Origin of the sequence: Reyranella sp., from assembly GCF_052439685.1 — a bacterium.
In the GTDB taxonomy this organism is placed as follows: Bacteria; Pseudomonadota; Alphaproteobacteria; order Reyranellales; family Reyranellaceae; genus Reyranella.
In genome coordinates, this window is sequence record NZ_JBQVQG010000016.1 from 54,853 (window position 1) to 73,273 (window position 18,421).

Genomic DNA, 18,421 nt, shown 5'->3' on the forward strand with positions numbered 1-18,421 from the left:
GCCGCGCTCAACCGACGGTGAGAGCGCGGTCGACCAGATCGGCCTGTTCCTTGACATGGGTGCGCGCGGATCCCGTGGCGGGCGACGCCGCCTCGGGGCGGCCGATGTAGACCGGCCGCTTCGCCTTCGTCTCGATGCCGGCCAGCGCGCGTTCGATCCGGCGGTCGACGAAATGCCAGGCGCCCATGTTCTCGGGCTCCTCCTGACACCATACGACGTCGGCATTCGGATACTGCGAGAGCCGCACGCCCAGCCGCGTGAACGGGAAGGGATAGAGCTGCTCGATTCGCAGAATGGCGATGTCGTCGATCTTGCGCTTGCGGCGCTCGGCGACGAGATCGAAATAGACCTTGCCCGAGCACAGGATCACGCGCCGCACCTTGGCGTCGTCCACGAGCTGGTCGGTCTCGGCGAGGATGCGGCGGAACGAACTGCCCGGCCCGAATTCGGCCAGGGTCGAGACGCAATCCTTGTGACGCAGCAGCGACTTCGGCGTCATCACCACCAGCGGCTTGCGGAAGGTGCGGCGCATCTGCCGGCGCAGCGCGTGGAAGTAGTTGGCGGGAGTCGTCGGATTGACGACCTGCCAGTTGTCCTCGGCGGAGAGCTGCAGGTAGCGCTCGAGGCGCGCGGAACTGTGCTCCGGTCCCTGGCCTTCGTAGCCGTGCGGCAGCAGCATGACGAGCCCCGACATGCGCAGCCACTTGCTCTCGCCCGAGCAGATGAACTGGTCGATGATGACCTGCGCGCCGTTGGCGAAGTCGCCGAACTGCGCCTCCCACAGGACGAGCGCGTTGGGCTCGGCCAGCGAGTAACCGTATTCGAAGCCGAGCACGCCCGCCTCGTTCAGCGGGCTGTCGATCACCTCGAAACGGGCCTGCCCGTCCGCCACGTGATTGAGCGGGATGTACTTGGCCTCACTCGCCTGGTCGACCAGCACCGAATGGCGCTGGGAGAAGGTGCCGCGGCCGGAATCCTGGCCGCTGAGACGCACCGGCGTGCCTTCCGCGAGCAGCGTGCCGAAGGCCAGCGCTTCACCGGTCGACCAGTCGATGTTCTCGCCGGTGTCGATCGTCTTGCGCTTCTCCTGGAGCTGGCGGACGATCTTGCGGTTGAGCTCGAAGCCCTTCGGCGCCTCGGAGATCGCCTGTCCGACCGCCTTCAGCCGGTCGAACTCGACACCGGTTACGCCCTTGCGATCCTCCTCGCCCGGCGCGACCGTGAAGCCTGCCCACTTGCCCTCGAGCCAGTCGGCCTTGTTCGGCTTGTAGTTGGTCGCGGCCTCGAGCGCCTTGTCGAGCTTCTCGCGCAACGCCGCATCCATCGCGGCGACTTCCTCGGCCGTCACCACGCCCTCGGCCTCGAGGGCCGCTGCATAGACTTCCTTCACCGAACGATGTGCGCCGATCTTCTGGTACATCAGCGGCTGGGTGAACATCGGCTCGTCACCCTCGTTGTGACCGTGCCGGCGGTAGCAGAACATGTCGATGACGATGTCGCGCTTGAAGTGCTGGCGGAACTCGGTCGCGATGCGCGAGACGTGAACCACGGCCTCGGGATCGTCACCGTTCACGTGCAGGATCGGCGCCTGCACGATCTTGGCGACTTCCGTGCAGTAGGGGCCGGAGCGCGATTCAGTCGGCAGGGTCGTGAAGCCGATCTGGTTGTTCACGATGAAATGGATGGTGCCGCCGATGCGGTAGCCCGCGAGATCGGACAGATCGAGCCCCTCCGCCACCAGCCCCTGACCCGCGAACGCCGCGTCGCCGTGCATCAGGATGCACATGACCTGACTGCGCTCGGTGTCGCCGCGCTGGTCTTCCTTGGCGCGCGCCTTTCCGAGGACGACCGGGTTCACCGCCTCGAGATGCGAGGGGTTGGGCGACAGCGAGAGATGGATCACATTGCCGTCGAACTCACGATCGGCCGAGGCGCCGAGATGGTACTTCACGTCGCCCGAGCCGCGCATCTCCTCAGGCTGCGAGGAGCGGCCCTGGAACTCGGAGAACAGCGCCGTGTAGCTCTTGTGCATGACGTGCACGAGGGTGTTGAGGCGGCCGCGATGCGGCATGCCGAGCATCACTTCCTTGACGCCGAGCTGGCCGCCGCGCTTCAGGATCTGCTCGATGCCGGGGATCAGCGATTCGCCGCCATCGAGGCCGAAGCGCTTGGTGCCCACGAACTTCACATGCAGGTAGCGCTCGAGACCCTCGGCCTCGCCCACCCTCTCCAGGATCATCTTGCGGCCGGTGACCGTGAATTCGGTGTGGTTCTCGATATGCTCGATGCGCTCCTGGATCCACGCCTTCTGGTCGGGATCGGAGATGTGCATGAACTCGACGCCGATCTTGCCGCAATAGGTCTTGCGCAGCCGCTCCATGATCTGGCGCAGCGTCGCCGATTCGCCCAGCGCCAGCGAGCCGAAGATCAGGATCGGACGGTCCCAGTCGGCTTCGGTAAAGCCGTAGGTCGCGGGATCGAGCTCGCGATGCGGCGCCTGGCGCACGAGCCCCAGCGGATCGAGATCGGCCGCCAGATGGCCGCGGATGCGATAGGCTCGGACCAGCATCAGCGCACGCGCCGTGTCCTGCGCGGCGTCGCGGATCTCCTGCTCGGTCTTGCCGGCCATGGCGGACGGGGCAGCCGCCGCCTTCCCGCCCTTCATGTTGCGGTTGGCCGGGGTCGGAACGGCATCGGGATCGACGGCGCCGATCACCCGCGCGCCATTGGGCGCCCAGGAGGCGCCGCGCACCTCGGCCAGCACGTCACCCGCCTGCTCGGCCAGCGCACCGAAGAAGGTCTGCCACTCGGCGTCGACCGACGAGGCATCCTCGAGGTAGCGCGCGTAGAGCTCCTCGATGAATGGCGCGTTGGCGCCGAACAGGAACGATGTCTGTTCTGCTCTCATGGCCCGATACTCCTTGGCCTGTCTTTGCTGGCCGCCTGGCTGAGGCTGGGCGGCAATCCCGCTTGTCAGCCCTTCATGGCCTTAAGCATTTCCTCGCCCAAAGCCGCGGGTGACTCCGCAACCCTGATGCCGGCCTTGCGCATGGCGTCGACCTTGAACTCGGCGGTGTCGTTGCCGCCCGAGATCACGGCGCCGGCATGGCCCATGCGACGTCCCGGAGGAGCCGTACGGCCGGCGATGAAACCCACCACGGGCTTCTTCGTTCCGGACGCCTTGAGGAACTCTGCGCCCTTCACCTCGGCGTCGCCGCCGATCTCGCCGATCATCACGATGCCCTCGGTCTCGGGATCGCGGATGAACATGTCGAGGCACTCGACGAAGTTGGTCCCGTTCACCGGATCGCCACCGATGCCGATGCAGGTCGTCTGGCCGAGACCCGCGGCCGTGGTCTGCGCCACCGCCTCGTAGGTCAGGGTGCCGGAGCGCGACACGATGCCGATCTTGCCGCGCTTGTGGATGTGGCCCGGCATGATGCCGATCTTGCACTCGCCCGGCGTGATCACGCCCGGGCAGTTCGGGCCGATCAGCCGCGACCTGGAGGCGGTGAGCGCGCGCTTCACCTTGACCATGTCGTTCACCGGGATGCCCTCGGTGATGCAGACGATCAGCGGGATCTCCGCGTCGATCGCCTCGAGGATCGAATCGGCGGCGAAGGGCGGCGGAACGTAGATCACCGACGCGTTGCAGCCGGTCTTCTCGACGGCCTCCGCAACGGTGTCGAACACCGGCAGGTCGAGATGCTTGGTGCCGCCTTTACCCGGCGTCACACCACCGACCATCTTTGTGCCGTAGGCGATCGCCTGTTCGGAGTGGAAGGTACCCTGCGAGCCGGTGATGCCCTGGCAGATGACCTTGGTGTTCTTGTCGACCAGGACGGCCATCAGTTGTTCTCCTTGACGGCCTTGACGATCTTCTCGGCGGCGTCCGCGAGGTTCTCCGCCGAGGTGATCTTGAGCCCCGATTCCTTAAGGATCTTCTTGCCGAGGTCGACGTTCGTGCCTTCCAGCCGGACGACCAGCGGCACGTGCAGGTTGACCTCGCGCGCCGCGGCGACGACGCCTTCGGCGATCACGTCGCAGCGCATGATGCCGCCGAAGATGTTGACCAGGATGCCCTCGACGTTGGGATCCTTGAGGATGATCTTGAACGCGGCCGTCACGCGCTCCTTGGTGGCGCCGCCGCCGACGTCGAGGAAGTTGGCGGGCTCCGAACCGTAGAGCTTGATGATGTCCATGGTGGCCATCGCGAGGCCCGCGCCGTTCACCATGCAGCCGATCTGGCCGTCGAGTTTCACGTAGTTCAGCGCGTACTTGGCGGCCTCGGTCTCGGCCGGGTCCTCCTCGTCGACGTCGCGCAACTCCTCAAGATCCTTGTGACGGTAGAGGGCGTTGTCGTCGAAGTTCATCTTGGCATCGAGGGCCACGATGTCGCCGGCACCGGTGACGACCAGCGGATTGATTTCGATCAGCGAGGCGTCGAGATCGACATAGGCGCGATAAAGATTGCCCAGCAGCGCCGTGAAGGCACCGACCTGCTTGCCGGTGAGGCCCAGCGCGAAGGCGATCTTGCGGCCCTGATAGGCCTGGTATCCGGCAGCCGGGTCGATCGCCTGGGTGACGATCCTGTCGGGCGTCTCGTGCGCCACGGTCTCGATGTCCATGCCGCCCTCGGTCGAGGCGACGACGGAGATGCGGCCGACGGCACGGTCCACCAGCATCGAGAGATACAGCTCACGCTTGATGTCGCAGCCGTCCTCGACGTAGAGGCGCTGCACGGTGCGACCGGTCGGGCCGGTCTGCTTGGTCACGAGATCCTGGCCGAGCATCGCCGCCGCGTGCGTGCCGACCTCGTCGACCGACTTCGCGAGGCGGACGCCGCCCTTGCCGCCCGGGTCAGCCTTGAAGTGACCCTTGCCGCGCCCGCCGGCATGGATCTGCGCCTTCACGACGGTAACGGGACCGCCCAGCTTGCGCGCGACCTCCATCGCCTCGTCTTTGGTGTAGGCAACGCCGCCCTTGAGAAGGGGGATCGCGAATTTGGCCAGCAGTGCCTTGGCCTGATACTCGTGGATATTCATGGGGTCCTATCGTTTGGGAGTGCGTCGGACACGCGGCCTCTCAGTTTTCAAACGCAACTGACCAAGGGATGCGGCACTTTATGAGCGCCGCAGGCCCTTGGCAACGATGGACTGATGAACGTTTGCGGTCGCTCGACTAAAGTCGAAAGACCCTACTTCTTCAACGGCCAACGATCTTGTTGGTGGCGTCGATCAGCGACTGAACGGCAGCCACCGACTTGTCGAACATCGCCTTTTCCTCGGCATTGAACTCGACTTCGACGATGCGCTCGACGCCCTTGGAGCCGATCACGACAGGAACGCCGATGTAGAGGCCCTTCACGCCATACTCGCCATTCAGCTTGGCGGCGCAGGGGATCACGCGCTTCTTGTCCCGGAGGTAGGACTCGGCCATGGCGATGGCCGAGGCGGCCGGGGCGTAGAAGGCCGAGCCGGTCTTGAGGTGGGCCACGATCTCGGCGCCGCCGTCGCGGGTGCGCTGGACGATCTGCTCGAGGCGCTCCTTGGTGGTCCAGCCCATGTCGACCAGATCGTGAAGCGAAATGCCGCCGACCGTCGAGTAGCGCAGCAGCGGCACCATCGTGTCGCCGTGGCCGCCCAGCACGAAGGCCGTGACGTCCTCGACCGAAACGTTGAATTCCTCGGCAAGGAACAGGCGGAAGCGGGCGCTGTCGAGCACGCCGGCCATGCCGACGACCTTCTCCGGCGCGAAGCCGGTGACTTCCTGCATCAGGCCGACCATGGCGTCGAGCGGGTTGGTGATGACGATGACGAAGGCGTTCGGCGCGTGCTGCTTGATGCCCTTGCCGACCGAATCGATGACCTTGGCATTGATGCCGACCAGATCGTCGCGGGTCATGCCCGGCTTGCGCGGCACGCCGGCGGTGACGATCACGACGTCCGCGCCCTCGATGTCCTTGTAGTCCGAGGAGCCGCTGTACTTGGTGTCGAAGCCCTCGACCGGGCTGAGCTGGGCGATGTCGAGCGCCTTGCCCTTGGCGGTGCCTTCGGCGGCGGGAATGTCGAACAGGACGACGTCGCCCAGTTCCTTCTGGCCGGCGAGCAGCGCGAGCGTGCCGCCAATCTGTCCGGCGCCGATCAGCGCGATCTTCTTGCGAGCCATGCGAAAAACTCCCGTTCTTAAAGGCGCCGCGTGGTAGCGCGATTCGCCCGGGGCAGCAAGACAGACGGGTTCAGGCCGGGTGTTTCGCCAGGTGCGCCAGCAGGAGATCGGTCGTTTTGGCCGGCGCCTGGTCCATCACGAAATGGCCGACGCCGGGCAGCACTTCCATCGCGAAGGAGGGCTTCACGAACTCCACCGTGCCGTAGGCCGCATCAGGCCCCACCGTCGCGTCGGCGTCGCCCCAGATGTAGAGCGTCGGGACCGTGATCGTCCCGATATTCGCGGCCAGCCCTTTGTTGGCGCGATACCAGGCGAGCGCCGCTTCCAGCGCCTCGGGCGTCCCCAGCACGGAGAGATGATCGTCCAGCGCCTCGGACGGCACGCCTTGGCCGAACAGCCCGTCGCGCAGGCGCTTGGCATCGTCGGCCAACAGGAGCTTGCCCGTCTCGGGCTCGAGGAAGGCGCGATGATGCCGCGAGCGGTGCTTCTGGTCGCCGTCTTCCTTGAGCAGGGCCTGCCGGAACGACTGCGGATGCGGCCGCGACAGGATCGTGAGCGACGCCAGGCGATCGGGATGGGCGCCGGCGACGCCCCACGAGACCTGCCCGCCCCAATCATGGCCGACGAGATGGAAGCGCTTGCCTTCATAGCCCGCGGCCGCTGCGATCTCGATCGCATCGCCGATCAGCCGGTCGAAGGCATAGTTCGAAAGATCGGCCGGATCGGGCCGTGCGCCCGCCGAGTAGCCGCGCTGATCGGGCGCGACGGCGCGATAGCCGTGCGCCGCCAGCACCGGCAGGGCGGCCCGCCAGCTGTGCCGCGATTCGGGAAACCCGTGCAGCATCAGCACCAGCGGTCCACCGACCGGACCCTCGACATAAGTCGTGAATGTAAGGCCCGATCGGGTCGTGAGGTTCATCGTTTCGGCCATCGCTCGACGTGGGGGCCGATCAGACACCGTTGGCTTTGAACCAGGCAAGCGCCTTCTTCCACCCATCCTCCGCCTGCTCCTTGCGGAAGCTCGGGCGGTAGTCGGCGTTGAAGCCGTGCGGCGTATCCGGATAGGTGTCGATCTGCGACTTCTGGGCGGCCGGGCTGCCGGCCTTCAACGCCGCGCGCATCTTGTCGACGCTGTCGTTGGGGATGCCGCTGTCGGCGCCGCCATAGAGGCCGAGCACCGGGGCCTTGAGATCCTTGGCGATGTCGATCGGATGCTTGGGCGTCATCGGAGTCGAGTCGCCGACGACACGGCCGTACCACGCCACGCCCGCCTTGAGGCCCGCGCTGTGAGCGGCATACAGCCAGACGATGCGGCCGCCCCAGCAGAAGCCGGTGATGCCGAGCTTGGCGGTATCGGCCTTGCCCTCGCCCTTGGCGAAGGCAACGGTCGCGTCGAGATCGTTCATGACCTGCTCGTCCGGCACCTTCGAGACGATCTCGCGCAGCAGCGCCTGCATGTCGCTGACGGCCTTGGCATCGCCCTGGCGGAAGTAGAGTTCCGGCGCGATGGCGTAGTAGCCGGCCTTGGCGAAGCGACGGCAGAGGTCGGCGATGTGTGCATGGACGCCGAAAATCTCCTGCACGACGAGGATGGTGGCGAAGCCCTGGCCCGACGCTGGCATGGCGCGATAGGCGTCCATCTCCTTGCCGTCCTTGGTCTTCACCTTGACGACGCCCGCCGTCAGTCCGTCGGCCGACGTGGTGATCATGGTCTGCGCCTGGATGGGCTGTACCGACAGCGCGAACGTGGCGCCGAGCGCCGCGCCGGTCGCCGTGGCCTTGAGGGCGCCGCGCCGCGACACGCCGCCGTCGTTCAGGGAAATCATGCGATCGCCGTCCATATCCTGCCTCCCGTTCGAGTCTTTGAAAAACGCCGCAGAGCCTATGCTGCGGCCGAACGGGCCCACAATCACGATTAGGCGATGTGATCGAGGTTCAGATACTCCGGGCTCTGCATCTCCATGAGCCGCGACACGGTGCGCTGGAATTCGAAGGAGCCGTCGCCTTCGGGGTAGAGGCTTCCCGGATTTGCCGCCGCCGAACAGATGAACTTCACCTTCTTCTCATAGAAAGTGTCGATCATCGTCACGAAGCGAACGGCCTTGTCCTGGCTGTCCGGCCCCATCTTGGGAATCTCCGCCACGATGACGGTGTGGAAGCTGTCCGCGATGCACAGGAAGTCCGCCGCGCCCATCGGCCTGGCGCACCAGTCCATGAAATGCGCCATCGCGACGCCCGGCGCCGCGCGCGGCACCTCGACATCGCGGCCCTGCGTGCGCAGCACGCGCGGCTCGCCGTCGGCGCCATTGCTCAGCGCACGGAATGCCTCGTCGAGCTTCTTGGTCGCCCAGCCACCGAGCGGGGTCAGGTAGAGATCGAGTTCGCGCAGCCGGCCCATCCGGTAGTCCTGCGCGCCGCCCAGTTCCAGCACCTCGAGGCGCTGCTTCACCAGTTCGATGAAGGGCAGGAAACGGTCGCGCTGCAGGCCATTCTTGTAGAGATCGTCGGGCGCGCGGTTGGAGGTGGCGATCACCGTGATCCCCTCCTCGAACAGCGTCTCGAACAGGCGGCCGAGGATCATCGCGTCGGCGATGTTGGTCACCTGGAACTCGTCAAAACAGAGCAGGCGTGTCTCGGCCGCGATCTCCTTGGCAATCGGCACGATCGTATCGGATTCGGGCGGCGCGCCCTTGGCCGCCAGTTCCTCGCGCCGGCGATGAAGCCTTGCCTGCACTTCGAGCATGAATTCGTGGAAATGGACGCGCCGCTTCTTCGCGATCGGCGCATCGGCGAAGAACAGGTCCATCAGCATGGACTTCCCGCGACCGACCGAGCCCCAGATATAGAGACCGTGGGGCCCTTCCGGCGGTTTCGGCGCGTGACCGAAGCCGAGGCGAGCGAGGAAGCCGGTCTTCATCGGCTGCGCCGCCGCAAGGGCGCTCAATTGGTCGTGAATCGCCTGCAATCGCAGAACGACTTTTTCCTGCACGGGATCGGCGTGGATCTCGCCCGCGGCGCGGCGCGCAGCGAGGTTGGCCAGCGGGCCCTGGCCGGTCGAGGGGATACTGGACTCCATTGCGGCGGCATACCTAGCTCACCGTCGCGCGGCTGCCTATAAGGTGCGGCGATGAAGATTGCGTTCCTCGGCACTTCCGCCTTCGCCGTGCCGGCCCTCGCCGCGCTGGTCGAAGCGGGCCACGACGTCGCCTGCGTCTACACCAGGGCCCCCAAACCCGCGGGTCGCGGCCAGCAGGAGCGCAAGACGCCCGTGCACGAACTTGCCGACCGGCTCGGCCTGCCGGTCCGCACACCGCGCACCCTGAAGAACGACGAGGAGGCCGCAGCCTTCAAGGCGCTCGATCTCGACGCCGCCGTGGTCGTGTCCTATGGCCATATTCTGCCTAAAAGCTTCCTCGACGCGCCGGTTCTCGGCTGCATCAACATCCACGGCTCCCTGCTGCCGCGCTGGCGCGGCGCGGCGCCCATCCATCGCGCGATCCTGGCCGGCGACGCCGAGACCGGGGTCACCACCATGCGCATGGACGAGGGCCTCGACACCGGCCCGATGCTGCTGGCCGAAGGCACGCCCATCTCCGCCGCCGACACCGCCGAAACCGTACACGACCGGCTGGCCGATCTCGGCGCCCGCCTCATCGTCTCGACGCTGGACGGGTTGCTGCGGCGGAGCATCGAGCCAGTGGCCCAGCCGGCGGAGGGCGTCACCTACGCCCACAAGCTCGGCAAGGAGGAAGGCGCGCTCGACTGGCGCCGGCCGGCTGCCGAGCTGGAGCGCAAGGTCCGGGCGTTCCACCCCTGGCCCGGCACTTACTTCGAGGCGCCCAAGGCGGGCGGCGTCGAGCGCATCAAGGTGCTGGCAGCGGCCCTCACCCTGGCCGGCGGAACGCCGGGCAGCGTCTCCATCGCGCGCGACGGTTTTCCGGTGGTGACCTGCGGCGTCGGCGGACTGAAGCTCCTGAAGCTGCAGCGGCCCGGCAAGTCGGCACAATCGGCCGATGCCTTTTTGCGCGGCTTCGCGCTCGAGGCCGGCACGGTGCTGCAGCCGCCCATAGTCTTGACGATCCCGCAGCCGACCTGACGCCGTGCCGCGCTACAAGCTCACGATCGAATATGACGGCGCGCCGTTCGTCGGATGGCAGCGCCAGCCGAACGGGCCGTCCGTCCAGGCCGCCCTCGAGGAAGCGGTGTTCGCCTTCACCGGCGAGCGACCGCCCGTCCAGGCGGCCGGCCGCACCGACACCGGCGTCCATGCGCGCGGCCAGGTCGTGCATCTCGACCTGTCGAGCGAGCGGCCTGTCGAGACGATCCGTTCGGCGATCAACTTCCACCTGAAGCCGCAGCCGGTCTCCGTCCTCACCGCCGAGCTCGCGCCGCCCGGCTTCCATGCACGCTTCTCCGCGACGTGGCGGCGCTACCGCTATCGCATCATCAACCGCCGCGCGCCGCCGGCCCTCGATCGCGGCCAGCTCTGGCACGTGCCGAGCGCACTCGACGTCGCGCTGATGGCGGAGGCAGCCTCAGTGCTGGTCGGGCGACACGACTTCAACAGCTTCCGCTCGACCGCCTGCCAGTCGCCCTCGGCGCTGAAGACGCTCGACTTGCTCGAGGTCACGCGCGACGGCGAGGAGATCCATGTCGATGTCGGCTCGCGTTCCTTCCTGCACAACCAGGTGCGCATCATCGTGGGCACCCTGCATCTCGTCGGACGCGGCCAATGGAGCCGCGGGGATGTCGAGGCGGCGCTCGCCGCGCGCGATCGGGCCCGTGCCGGTCCGACGGCGCCCCCCCACGGCCTGTGCCTGATGGAAGTGCGCTACGAGTCAGGTGCCGGCGATGAGGGCGACGCCGAGGAAGCGGTCGACGATCAGTGAGATGAACAGCGACGGGATCCAGTTCACGATCAGCAGCAGGGTCGCGACCGACCAGGCCACGCCCAGCGTCGCGCGCGTCGTCGCCAGGAACCAATAGAACAAGAGAGCCTGCAGCGCGATCCGGACGAGTTCGGCCGGCACCGCCGGCAGCAGGGTCGCCAGCACCACGCCGATCACGGCGATGATCATCGCCGGCAGGTTGACCCAGTTCAGCGCCGAGATGTAGCGCGGGAACAGGCCGAGCCAGTTGCGCCGCCGCGCGATCTCGTAGAACAGCACCGGGAACAGCAGCCAGTCGACGACGTAGCGTAGCGCCTCGACCAATACGATCTCGAACTCGTCGGCCGTCGCGGTCACGCTCCCGTACCGGACCAGCATGAGCGTGATGTGGAGCGGCGCGACCAGAATCATGACCTGGAACGAGCGGACGCAGGCTTCCAGCGTATTGTCGAAATAGGAAGGCGCCGCCGGGTCGCGCTTCAGGAGTCCGAGCGCGCCCTGCATGCCGCGGGCGATTTCAGCAGCGCTGACCACGCGCGTCTCAGGCCGCGAAGTAACGGTCGAGTACGGTCTCGTAGACGCGGGCCAGCATCTTGAGATCGGCGACCGCGCTCTTCTCGTCGACCTTGTGCATGCTCTCGCCGACCAGTCCGAATTCGAGAACCGGGCAGTAGCTGCGGATGAACCGCGCGTCGGACGTGCCGCCCGTGGTCGACAGTTCGGTCTCCACCCCCGCAACGTCGCGGACTGCGCCGGCGACGAGGTCGCTGAGCGGCCCTGGCGGCGTGTAGAAGGACTCGCCCGATACCTGGACGCTGTACTCGACGGTGCCGTTGCCGCCCAGCGCTTCGTTGGCGCGCTCGATCCGCTCCTTGAGATGGGCCAGCAGCGTCTTCGAGGTCCAGAGATCGTTGAACCGCGTGTTGAAGCGCGCCTTGGCGACGCCCGGCGCGATGTTGGTCGCCGGGTTGCCGACATCGACCGTCGTGAACTGCAGCGAGGTCGGCTGGAAATGCGTGCTGCCCTTGTCGATCGGCGTGCGCACCAGCGCCTCGATGATGGCCGACAGGCGATGGACGGCATTGTCGAGCCGCTCGGGATAGGCCACGTGCCCCTGCACGCCGCGCACGACCAGGTCGACGGTCATGCTGCCGCGCCGGCCGATCTTCATCATGTCGCCGAAGCGCTTCGAACTGGTCGGCTCGCCGACGATGCAGGCGTCGATCGTCTCCCCGCGGTCGGCCAGCCGCTGCAGCATCTTGACGGTGCCGTTGACCGCAGGCCCCTCCTCGTCGCCAGTGATCAGCAGGCTGATCGAACCGCCGAAATCGCGGCCGCGACGGCCGAGGAAACGCGCGGTGGCGTCGGTGAAGGCCGCGATCGCGCCCTTCATGTCGGCGGCACCGCGCCCGAACAGGTAGCCGCCCGAGAGTTCGGCCGCGAACGGACCGATCGTCCAGGACGAGAGATCGCCCACCGGCACCACGTCGGAATGACCGGCGAAGCAGAAATGCTTCCCGCCGGTGCCGATGCGGGCATAGAGGTTGGCGACGTCGTCGGTGCCGGCCTCGGTGAAATCCATGCGCTCGCACGCGAACCCGAGCGGCGCCAGCGTGCGCTCCAGCAGCTGCAGGGCGCCGGCTTCGCGCGGCGTCACGCTCTCGCAGCGGACGAGCGTGCGCGTCAGTTCGATGACATCGGTAACGTTGGTGCTGAGCGAATCGGGCATGGGCCGGACACTACAGGCCCGCCCCGGCCGTGAGAAGGGCGGCAAAGAAAAGGGCGCCGTCAGGCCAGCCGGCGCCCAGTTTATTTGAGAGGAAGATTGTCTTGCTTGCTTAGGCTGACGCCGTCGAACGATCAGGCCACCATGCGGTCGGCCTCTTGCAGGTTCACCGACACGAGCTGGGACACGCCCCGCTCGGCCATGGTCACGCCGTAGAGGCGATCCATGCGCGCCATGGTGACGCGATGATGGGTGATGATCAGGAAGCGCGTGTCGGTGCGGCCGGCAATGTCGTTCACCAGGCCGCAGAAGCGCTCCACGTTGAGATCGTCCAGCGGCGCGTCGACCTCGTCCAGCACGCAGATCGGCGCCGGGTTGGTCATGAACACGGCGAACAGGAGCGACAGGGCCGTCAGGGCCTGCTCGCCGCCCGAGAGCAGCGACATGACCTGGAGCTTCTTGCCCGGCGGGCTGGCATGGATTTCCAGGCCGGCCTCCAGCGGATCCTCCGATTCGGTGAGCCGCAGCTCGGCCTTGCCGCCGCCGAACAGCTTGGTGAAGAGCTGCTGGAAGTGGCCGCTGACCTGCTCGAAGGCGGCGAGGAAGCGCTCGCGGCCCTCGCGGTTCAGGCTCTGGATGCCCTGGCGCAGGCGGCCGATGGCGGCGACCAGGTCGTCGCGCTCGGTCGTCATGGCGGTGATCTGCTGCTCGAGCTCGTTGGCCTCTTCCTCGGCCCGCAGGTTCACGGCGCCCATCGTCTCGCGCTCGTGCACCAGACGCTCGAGCTTGTGCTCGGCCTTGTCGAGTTCCGGCAGTTCCTCGATCGACTGGACCTCGGCCAGGGCGAGAACCCCATCCGGCTCGCAACGCAGCCGTTCGACGATGCGCTCGACCACGGCCTCGCGATCCTTCGTCGCCTGCTCGACCTGGCCCTCGCGGCGGACCCAGGTTTCGCGCGCCTGGGCCATCTCGGTCTCGGCCTGCCTCAGCGCCTTGTCGGACTCCGACTGACGCGTCTCGCCGATTGCGAGCCGGTCGGCGGCTTCCTGTCGGTTGGCCTCGGCCTTGTCGATCTCATCGGCGAGGACGAAGCGCTTCTCCTCGATTTCCGCCGGCTTGGCTTCGAGCTCGGCGATCACTTCCGCGGTCTGCTCGCGCCGTGCATCGAGTTCGAGGATCTGGCCGTCGGCCTCGCCGAGGCGCTTGCTCCAGCCCTCATGGTCCTGCGCGATCTGCGCCAGGCGCTCGACGCGCATCTTCGAATCGCGCGCGAGGCGGTCGCACTGACTCTCGGCCTCGACCAGCGCGGCCCGCAGTTCGGCGATGCGCACGCGCAGCGCGCCGGCCTCGGCCCGGTCGGCCTGCGTGTCGGAGAGCGACGACAGGCGCGCCTCGCGGAAGGTGCGGCGCATCTCGACGTCGGCGATGTCGCCCAGTACCTCGGCGACCGTCGTCTCGATGCCGGCCAGGCGGGTGCGCAGCTGATCGGTGCGGCGGGCCACTTCGACATGGCGGTCGCGGGCCTGGGTGGCCAGGCGCTCGGCGGTAGCGATGGCCGCCTGGGCCGCGCGCTCGGCCGTGCGGGTGGCCTCGCCGGCATCCTGCGCCTTGCGGCGCGCGGCGTCGGCGACGCTGCGCTCGTGGACGCGGGCCAGCTCGACGCAGATCTTCTCGGCCTCGCGAGCCGCGGCCAGCCAGGTCTTCTCGGCATCGACGCGCGCCTGCTCGATCTCCTGCTCGGCCACGACACCGTCGATCTGATGGCGGATTTCGGCCAGCCGGTTGCGCTGGCTCAGCCGCACCGCCGCGGTCGACGGTGCGCCGGCCCGCATCGTGTAGCCGTCCCAGCGCCAGACCGCGCCCTCGCGGGTGACGAGCTGCTGGCCGGGCTTGAGAGCGGCCTGCAGTGCGGTACCGGTTTCGTCGTTGGCCACGATGCCGATGAACGCCAGGCGCCGGGCCAGCTCGGGGAGAGCGCCGACATGCGCACCGAGCGGCGTCGCACCTTCGGGCAGAGCCGGCGTCTCGGCCAGCGCCTCGAGCGGCAGCCAGTGCACCGGCGCACCGCGATCCGACGAGGCTTCGAGCTCGTCGGCGAACGCCGCCCCCAGCGCCTTCTCGTAGCCGGGCTCGACGGAGAGGGCGTCGAGCAGCGGCGGCCACAGCGAATTGGCGGCCGACTTCAGCGCGGCGGCGACGCCGGCTTCCTCGGCGCGCAGCTTGGTCAGACGGGCATTCGTCTTCTGCACCGTCTCGATCGCCACGGCGTGGCTGGCTTCCGCCGCCTGCCGCTCGGCCGCACGCGCGCGCTCCATGTCGAGGCGCTCGGCCTCCGCCTTGGCAACGGCCAGACGCGCAGCGTCGGATTCATAGCGCTCGGCCTCGCGCGCCGCCTCGATCGACTCCTGGCCGCCGAGGCGCGCCTCTTCGAGTGCCGTGCGGGCAGCTTCGAGTTCGGCCTCGACCTCCGGCAGCGCCGGCAGGTTCGACAATTCAGTCTCGAGCTGGCGCTGCTGGGCGGTGACCTCGTCACGCCGCGAGGTCAGGCGGCGCAGCCGGTCCTGCAACTCGGCGAGTTCGCGCGACACGCTCTGGCGCAGTGCCTCGTCGTCGGCGATCTGCCGGGTCAGCCGATCGAGCCCGGCCTCGGCGGCGTTGGTCTCGGTGCGCGCCGTGTCGCGCGCCTCCTGGGCGGCTTCGGCACGCTCCTCCTCGCCGAAGCGTTCCTCTTCGAGCCGCAGGCGCTGGCTGTCGAGATCGGCGATCGCGGTCTCGGCGTCGCCTTTGCGGCCGCGCTCGCGCGCGAGGTCATGCTCGGTCTGCTGCAGGCGCCTTCCGGCCTCGAGCTGGGCGGCGGCGACCCGCGAGGCCTCGGCGGTCAGCGCATCGTGCGCCACGCGCAGGCGCTGCAACGCGGCGGCGGCGGCGGCCTCGTCGTTGCGCAGCGGCGGCAGCGAGGTCGCGGCTTCCGCCTGCGCCGTCGTGGCGAGGCCGACCAGCCGCGTGAGGTCGGAGACCTGGGCCTCCGCTTCCTTCAGGCGCTCGCTCGAATTCGCGAGATCGCGCTCGGCATTGGCCAGCTTCAGCGCCAGCACCGAAGCCTCGGCGCGGCGGATGTGATCCGACAGGTTGCGGTAGCGGCTGGCCTGGCGGGCCTGGCGCTTCAGCCCCTTGTGCTGCTCCTCCAGGGCGACCAGCACGTCCTGCACACGGGCCAGGTTCTGCTCGGCGGCCCGCAGGCGCAGCTCGGCCTCATGACGGCGGGCATAGAGGCCGGTGATGCCGGCCGCCTCGTCGATGACGCCGCGACGGTCGACCGGCTTGGCGTTGATCAGCGTGCCGATACGGCCCTGGCTGACCAGTGCGGTCGAGCGCGAGCCGGTGGCGGCGTCGGCAAACAGGGTCTGCACGTCACGCGCGCGGATCTCGCGGCCGTTCACCGAATAGGCCGAGCCGTGGCCGCGCTCGATGCGGCGTACGACGTCGAGCTGGTCGGTGTCGTTGACCATCGCCGGCGCGGTGCGCGTCTTGTTGTCCAGCGACAGCATCACCTCGGCGATGTTGCGCGCCGGCCGCTGGCCCGAGCCGGCGAAGATGACGTCCTCCATCTCACTGCCGCGCATCTGCTTGGCGGAGGTCTCGCCCATCACCCACTTCAGCGCCTCGACCAGGTTCGACTTGCCGCAGCCATTCGGCCCGACGATCCCGGTCATGCCGGGCTCGATCGTAAGCTCGGTCGGATCGACGAAGGACTTGAAGCCGGAGAGCCGGAGCTTGTCGAACTGGACCATTTACACCACGCCTGTCTGTTTACGTGCCTGGAGTGCCTACTTGGCGAGCTTGCCGAACACGCCGTCGAGTTCCTCGACCGAGCGCGCCCCGCGATAGAGCTGGCCGTTGATGAACAGGGTCGGCGTCGAATTGACGCCCATCGCCTCGCCGCCCTGGTAGTCCTTGATCACGGCGTTGCTCATCGCGTCGTTGGCGAGGCAGGCCTTGATCTCGTTCTCGCCCATGCCGGCGATGCGCAGCGGCTTGGCCAGCTCGGCCAGCGGATCGGCCGCCGTCGCCCATTGCGGCTGGCCGCGGAAGATGATGTCGAGCACGCCGAAATACTTGTCGTTGCCGGCACATTCGGCGATCTGGGCGGCCTTGGCCGCGATCTGGTCGAGCGGGAAGTCGCGATAGACCAGCTTCACCTTGCCGGTTTCGATCCACTTCTTCTTGATCTCGGGCAGGACCTGCGTGTGGAAATGCGCACAGTGCGAGCAGGTGAGCGAGGCGTACTCGATCACCGTGATCGGCGCATTGGGGTCACCCAGCACATGATCGCCCGGCTGCACGGTCTCCAGACCGGCCTTGCTCGGAGCCGACGCCGCCGCGACGGGCGGCGGCCCGGACGCAGGCGCGCGGGTGCCGAAATAGACGGCGCCAGCAATCGCTGCCACCGCCACGACTCCGCCGGCGACGATCAAGATATTCCGCATTTTAAACTGCCCTCTCCACTACATCTTGGGAATTACGCCTGTGGGGAGTCAAACGTTAACGGCCCACCTGTCGTAAAATCGCCGCGATGGCGTCGATTCCGCCCGGATTGCCGTATCCCTGCTCATTGATGAACACGGTCGGGGTGGAATTGACGCCCAGCGCCTGGCCGGACTGCACGTCGGCGATGACTTTGTCCAAAAGCCGGTCGTTGGCGATGCAGGCCTGCGCCTCGGCCTCGCTTACCCCCTGCTCGACCAGCACGGTCATCAGCTCCGCCGCCGGGTCGGACGCCGTCAGCCACTGGACCTGCGTCCGGAACAGCGTGTCGACGGCGGCAAAGAACTTGTCCGGCCCGGCGCACTCCGCCAGCAGGCTGGCGCGTGTGGCCAGCGCGTCCGAGGGGAAATGGCGATGCACGAGCTTCAGCTTGCCGGTGTCGATCCAGTCGCGCTTGAGGGCCGGCATGACCGCATTGTTGAAGGTGGCGCAGTGCGGACAGGTGAAGGAGGCATAGTCGATCAGCACGTTGGGAGCGTCGGGATTGCCCAGAATGTGATCGCCAGGGAGCGGATCGAGGAACCGGGCCGGCGATTGGGATTGCGCCCGAACCTCGCGGCCGAGACAGAGCGCGCCCAAGCCGCCGAGCAGGAAGCCCCGCCGCCCGCTGGCGATGCGCGCGCCCAGCCGGGTCAGCACTGCCCGCAGCTCGGGATCCTCCACGGCCGCCGTGCGGCTGGCCACCTCCTGCTCGATCACGGGATCGGGACGTGGCGTCCTGGGGGCGGGTCGCGGCGCCGGGATGACGCCCTGCACGATCCGCACGTCGTCGATCATCCTGTGCCCGAAATAGGCATTCACCCGTTCCACGATCTGGCCGCTCCTGTGCTGGACCTCGAGGGCGGCGGCGCCGGAAACCTTCAGCCGCAAGGCCTTGCCGGCCCGCGCACCGCGCCCGGCCAGCAGCGCGTCGGGCCGCGTCGTGCGCGCCAGCTCCGGCCCGACGACCACCGGCCAGTCGGCCTTCAGCCGCACGAGCGCGTTGCTGCGGCCCCCCTTCGCTCCATCGCGGGCGATGCCCGAGGTGAGCTTCTGGGCCAGACCGCCGATCGCACGGAAGCCGTTTTCGCGCATGGACCCTTTCAAACTCCGC

General features: G+C 67.8%; 14 protein-coding genes. 2 read left to right on the forward strand and 12 right to left on the reverse strand.

Annotated features, from left to right (window positions below; all coding sequences use genetic code 11):
* Positions 1–7: 7 nt before the first annotated feature.
* From ACT6UX_RS19560 to zapE, 7 genes are all read right to left on the reverse strand, one after another.
* Complete coding sequence (locus ACT6UX_RS19560; protein ID WP_444776820.1) at positions 8–2,908, reverse strand: 2-oxoglutarate dehydrogenase E1 component; 2,901 nt, start codon at positions 2,906–2,908, stop codon at positions 8–10.
* Positions 2,909–2,973: 65 nt separating this feature from the next.
* On the reverse strand, positions 2,974–3,849 hold the full coding sequence (sucD, locus tag ACT6UX_RS19565) for a succinate--CoA ligase subunit alpha (protein WP_444776821.1): 876 nt from the start codon (positions 3,847–3,849) through the stop codon (positions 2,974–2,976).
* Positions 3,849–5,045, reverse strand: a complete 1,197-nt coding sequence (gene sucC, locus ACT6UX_RS19570) for an ADP-forming succinate--CoA ligase subunit beta (RefSeq protein WP_444776822.1) — start codon at positions 5,043–5,045, stop codon at positions 3,849–3,851. Before sucC ends, sucD begins: the two co-directional genes overlap by 1 nt.
* Positions 5,046–5,205: 160 nt before the next feature.
* Positions 5,206–6,168 carry a malate dehydrogenase gene (mdh, locus tag ACT6UX_RS19575; protein ID WP_444776823.1) on the reverse strand — a complete coding sequence of 321 codons (963 nt, stop codon included), beginning with the start codon at positions 6,166–6,168 and terminating at the stop codon, positions 5,206–5,208.
* A gap of 70 nt (positions 6,169–6,238) precedes the next feature.
* On the reverse strand, positions 6,239–7,087 hold the full coding sequence (locus tag ACT6UX_RS19580) for an alpha/beta fold hydrolase (RefSeq protein WP_444776824.1): 849 nt from the start codon (positions 7,085–7,087) through the stop codon (positions 6,239–6,241).
* 31 nt (positions 7,088–7,118) lie between these two features.
* Complete coding sequence (locus ACT6UX_RS19585) at positions 7,119–8,009, reverse strand: dienelactone hydrolase family protein (protein WP_444776825.1); 891 nt, start codon at positions 8,007–8,009, stop codon at positions 7,119–7,121.
* Positions 8,010–8,083: 74 nt separating this feature from the next.
* A complete protein-coding gene (gene zapE / locus ACT6UX_RS19590) occupies positions 8,084–9,244 on the reverse strand; it encodes a cell division protein ZapE (RefSeq protein ID WP_444776826.1) in 1,161 nt (386 codons plus the stop codon).
* Between the two features lie 51 nt (positions 9,245–9,295).
* Here zapE and fmt point away from each other — a divergent pair, with 51 nt between their 5' ends.
* Together fmt and truA are read left to right on the forward strand one after the other, a co-directional pair.
* Positions 9,296–10,264, forward strand: coding sequence for a methionyl-tRNA formyltransferase (gene fmt, locus ACT6UX_RS19595; protein ID WP_444776827.1), 969 nt, complete (start codon positions 9,296–9,298; stop codon positions 10,262–10,264).
* 4 nt (positions 10,265–10,268) lie between these two features.
* Positions 10,269–11,057 carry a tRNA pseudouridine(38-40) synthase TruA gene (gene truA, locus ACT6UX_RS19600; RefSeq protein WP_444776828.1) on the forward strand — a complete coding sequence of 263 codons (789 nt, stop codon included), beginning with the start codon at positions 10,269–10,271 and terminating at the stop codon, positions 11,055–11,057.
* On the opposite strand, the gene ACT6UX_RS19605 is transcribed toward truA, so the two are convergent.
* The 5 genes from ACT6UX_RS19605 to ACT6UX_RS19625 all read right to left on the reverse strand — a co-directional run bounded on the left by ACT6UX_RS19605 (position 11,007) and on the right by ACT6UX_RS19625 (position 18,402).
* On the reverse strand, positions 11,007–11,591 hold the full coding sequence (locus ACT6UX_RS19605) for a hypothetical protein (protein ID WP_444776829.1): 585 nt from the start codon (positions 11,589–11,591) through the stop codon (positions 11,007–11,009). The genes truA and ACT6UX_RS19605 overlap by 51 nt on opposite strands.
* A 7-nt stretch (positions 11,592–11,598) precedes the next feature.
* Positions 11,599–12,786 carry a succinyl-diaminopimelate desuccinylase gene (gene dapE, locus ACT6UX_RS19610; RefSeq protein ID WP_444776830.1) on the reverse strand — a complete coding sequence of 396 codons (1,188 nt, stop codon included), beginning with the start codon at positions 12,784–12,786 and terminating at the stop codon, positions 11,599–11,601.
* 131 nt (positions 12,787–12,917) lie between these two features.
* A complete protein-coding gene (locus tag ACT6UX_RS19615) occupies positions 12,918–16,574 on the reverse strand; it encodes a chromosome segregation SMC family protein (RefSeq protein WP_444776831.1) in 3,657 nt (1,218 codons plus the stop codon).
* A 36-nt stretch (positions 16,575–16,610) separates the two neighbouring features.
* Positions 16,611–17,270 carry a DsbA family protein gene (locus tag ACT6UX_RS19620; RefSeq protein WP_444776832.1) on the reverse strand — a complete coding sequence of 220 codons (660 nt, stop codon included), beginning with the start codon at positions 17,268–17,270 and terminating at the stop codon, positions 16,611–16,613.
* 55 nt (positions 17,271–17,325) lie between these two features.
* Positions 17,326–18,402, reverse strand: coding sequence for a DciA family protein (locus ACT6UX_RS19625; protein ID WP_444776833.1), 1,077 nt, complete (start codon positions 18,400–18,402; stop codon positions 17,326–17,328).
* Positions 18,403–18,421 lie beyond the last annotated feature (19 nt).

Excerpts from the sequence above, each read along its gene's own strand:
- mdh (WP_444776823.1), bottom strand. The coding sequence starts at position 6,168 with ATGGCTCGCAAGAAGATCGCGCTGATCGGCGCCGGACAGATTGGCGGC.
- dapE (WP_444776830.1), bottom strand. The coding sequence starts at position 12,786 with ATGCCCGATTCGCTCAGCACCAACGTTACCGATGTCATCGAACTGACG.
- ACT6UX_RS19620 (WP_444776832.1), bottom strand. The coding sequence starts at position 17,270 with ATGCGGAATATCTTGATCGTCGCCGGCGGAGTCGTGGCGGTGGCAGCG.
- ACT6UX_RS19615 (WP_444776831.1), bottom strand. The coding sequence starts at position 16,574 with ATGGTCCAGTTCGACAAGCTCCGGCTCTCCGGCTTCAAGTCCTTCGTC.
- fmt (WP_444776827.1), top strand. The coding sequence starts at position 9,296 with ATGAAGATTGCGTTCCTCGGCACTTCCGCCTTCGCCGTGCCGGCCCTC.
- ACT6UX_RS19580 (WP_444776824.1), bottom strand. The coding sequence starts at position 7,087 with ATGAACCTCACGACCCGATCGGGCCTTACATTCACGACTTATGTCGAG.
- ACT6UX_RS19585 (WP_444776825.1), bottom strand. The coding sequence starts at position 8,009 with ATGGACGGCGATCGCATGATTTCCCTGAACGACGGCGGCGTGTCGCGG.
- zapE (WP_444776826.1), bottom strand. The coding sequence starts at position 9,244 with ATGGAGTCCAGTATCCCCTCGACCGGCCAGGGCCCGCTGGCCAACCTC.
- sucD (WP_444776821.1), bottom strand. The coding sequence starts at position 3,849 with ATGGCCGTCCTGGTCGACAAGAACACCAAGGTCATCTGCCAGGGCATC.
- sucC (WP_444776822.1), bottom strand. The coding sequence starts at position 5,045 with ATGAATATCCACGAGTATCAGGCCAAGGCACTGCTGGCCAAATTCGCG.
- ACT6UX_RS19560 (WP_444776820.1), bottom strand. The coding sequence starts at position 2,908 with ATGAGAGCAGAACAGACATCGTTCCTGTTCGGCGCCAACGCGCCATTC.
- ACT6UX_RS19625 (WP_444776833.1), bottom strand. The coding sequence starts at position 18,402 with ATGCGCGAAAACGGCTTCCGTGCGATCGGCGGTCTGGCCCAGAAGCTC.